Genomic DNA, 3,170 nt, shown 5'->3' on the forward strand with positions numbered 1-3,170 from the left:
TTTTGAACACCGTTTACCCAGAGGTTGTGAGCCTACCATTTAACTCCGAGTTACAAGAAATAATTTTAAAAACAACTTCTCATGTTTTTGGTTTGGTTGGCTTATTATCGAGAAGTAGCTATTGGGAGTCTATTTATCAAAAAAAGGAGTGCGACATAGGTCACACCCCTTCTTTATTTTCTTTGAAACATCTTTCGGTACTCGACAGCATACAAGACAAAAGATTGTAAAAGACCGTAAGTGATGACGGCAAAAATGACTCTCACCCACAGCGTTGGTAATTCTGGGAAAAGCAGCAAAAGGATCATGCCAACATAGATGACAGCAGTCGCTACTTTGCCATACCACTTCGCACCACTTAATTTGATATTTTTAGATAGCCCGATTAATCCAGCTACAAACATAAAGCCTTCTTTTATCAAGAATAGACCAAACAACAGCCAAAGCCACGGTCGATACCATGCCATAGACAAAATCAGGAAAAGTTGTGTCAATTTATCTGCAAACGGATCAAGCACCTTCCCTAAGTCTGTTACCTGATTATATCTCCGAGCAATGACCCCATCTAAATAATCAGACAAGCCTGAGACAACAATAACTGCTCCTGCTACATAAAACGACTGTCTCAGCACAAAATAAAGATAAATCGGCAGCAAGAGTATACGGAATATCGATAAAAGATTCGGAATCGTTTGGATTTCTTTACGCCAGTTTGTGCTTATTTTCATTTGACCGTCCCACCTCCTCAGCACTCTTTTTTTTATTTTAGCTTACATAGAGAATAAAACCAATGATTTTACTGCTGTCATTTTTTACAATCACTGATCATATGAGTTGGTCTGAAATAATCACTTGCTGTTTTCATCTTTTGCTCTTCTTTCTTCCTGTCGTTTACGCATTTCTTTTACTAACGCTTTATGGGCTTTTTTTGATCCTCGCTCTAGGTCACGCTGCTGTTTTCGTGTTTTAAAATCGATAAACAGACTGTCTAAATCGTAACCTGTCGGGTACAGATTTTCTGCTGAACGCACCAGACGAACACGCTGACGAGGCACATGGATCATTTCTTTTTCTAAATATACGGCAATCGTATCTTCACCTATATCCTCATAAACTAATGCTTCTTTTTGGTATTCATTCACAAATATTCGATCGCCTTTTGCAAAGAGCTGGCGTTCTTTTTTATTGTCCTTCCTAGTTATAACTGCTGTCTTAGGAGGAAATTCTTTTTTCTGTGTCCGATAGGCTTTTTCCTCCAGATAACGCTCTGCTTGCTGGATCAATTTCATAGACATAGCCATTTTATGTGCAATCCATAAAGCTTGGCTTTCTCCCGTTTCTCCAACACGCAATTGATATTTAGGACGAAGTGCTTCCCGATCGAAAGCCATAGCAGCCGGCACAAAATCTTCATGGTCCCTGGCAAATTTCTTAATTTCTCCATAATGGGTCGTGGCAATGATCAATGCCCCCTGCTCATACATAGATTCCATGATTGCAATCGCTAATGCAGCCCCTTCATTTGGCTCTGTTCCACTGCCAATCTCATCCAGAAGTACCAACGTATTCCTTTTTATCTTTTTCAAAATAGCAGCGATGTTTTGCATATGACCAGAAAATGTACTCAACGCATTTTCTAAATTTTGGTGGTCACCGACATCGACGAAAACCTCATCAAAGACAGCAAGCTCCGTCCCTTCTTTTGCCGGAACTTGCATGCCGAACATCGCCATCAAAGTCAATAAACCGACCGTCTTCAACACGACTGTTTTGCCGCCGGCATTTGCTCCGGTGATAATCAAGCCTCGATAGTCTTTACCGATTTCAACATCCAATGGTACCGCATGATCAGGTAAAAATGGATGTCTGCCTTGTTTGATGACGATATGTTCTGATTTATTGATTTTAGGCGTGATCCCATTGATTTCTCGACTGAATTTTGCCCGAGCAAAAATGATATCTAATACCGTCATCGTTTCGATCAATAAGTCGATTGCTTCTTCATTTTCTGCAATAGCACCAGTCAATGCAGCCAGAATTTGATATTCTTCACTGATTTCTTCAGCTTTTAACAACTGATAGTGTTCATTCAGTTTAGAAACCACAGTTGGTTCAATAAAAACCGTCGTTCCTTTGTTCGATTCATCGATGATCGTCCCATCTACTTTATTTTTATAGCTGGCTTTGATAGGAATCGTATAGCATTCACCTTTTTGAACGATTATTGCTTCTTGGATCATTTCTTTGTTTTTCGGATGACGCAAGAATTTCAGCAATTTTGACTGGATTTCTTTTTCTATTATTTGTAATTGTTTGCGTACTTTACGCAAATTACGTGAAGCATCGTCACTGACTTTATTATTTTTTATTTTTTGGTCAATCAACTCTTCTACATTTATCAAATCAGGAAGATGCTTGCTATAAGCAAACAACAAAGGTGCCTGGTATTGATTCTTATCAAAAAACTTTGTGATCATCCGACTGCTTCTTAGAAAACCCGCATATTCGATCAAATCAGCGGGCGACAGAACCAGCCCTTTTTTGACTTGTTCTGTCAGTGCATCGATCCTCGGCAATCCCATAAATGGAACATGCTGACTACTTTCTAAGATCAAGCGTGCTTCTCTTGTTTCTTCTTGACGATCCAAGACGGTTTGTAGGTTTGTCGAGGCCGTCATCTTGCTGATTCGTTTTTTGCTATAGTTTCCAATTGCTCTTGCTTGGATTTCCGTTTTGATCTGATCAAATTGTAATTGACTAATCATTTCGTTGTTCATACTCTCTCCTTTTCTTGAAGAGATACCTGTCCCAAAATAAATAAGGGCCTAGAGATAAATAAAAGGATAGAACACAGCTTAAAAAAGTCATGTCCTATCCTCATTAGAATACAAAGATATTGTTTTCCTGACAGGTACCGTTTCATAAGCACACCAAATAAACCTTGTTTATTGGCTATTCGACTTACTGATTAGATACCAGCTACACTCACAAAACATTCCCCATTCTTCTAGGTCTTATTTATTTTTCACTTAACTATAGCAAGACGCATTTTGATTGTCAAACCTTAGAGTAAAACCGTACAAAAAAAGGAACTGTGACAAAAGTCGTGTCAAAGTCCCTCTTTCCGAATAAACGGTGTTCAAAAGCTTGCATCTGCGGTAATAAGCCAA

At 38.9% G+C, this 3,170-nt stretch carries 2 protein-coding genes; both read right to left on the reverse strand.

Going from position 1 to position 3,170, the window contains the following annotated elements; genetic code table 11:
- Positions 1-173 precede the first annotated feature (173 nt).
- On the reverse strand, positions 174-728 hold the full coding sequence (locus ESP02_RS13000) for a CDP-alcohol phosphatidyltransferase family protein (protein ID WP_025478550.1): 555 nt from the start codon (positions 726-728) through the stop codon (positions 174-176).
- Positions 729-848: 120 nt separating this feature from the next.
- The gene (locus ESP02_RS13005; RefSeq protein ID WP_002375042.1) at positions 849-2,777 is read right to left on the reverse strand and encodes a mannonate oxidoreductase; all 1,929 of its coding nucleotides are present in this window, start codon (positions 2,775-2,777) and stop codon (positions 849-851) included.
- Positions 2,778-3,170: the final 393 nt, after the last annotated feature.

The organism is Enterococcus sp. NBRC 3427, assembly GCF_007996925.1.
GTDB lineage: Bacteria > Bacillota > Bacilli > Lactobacillales > Enterococcaceae > Enterococcus_B > Enterococcus_B lactis.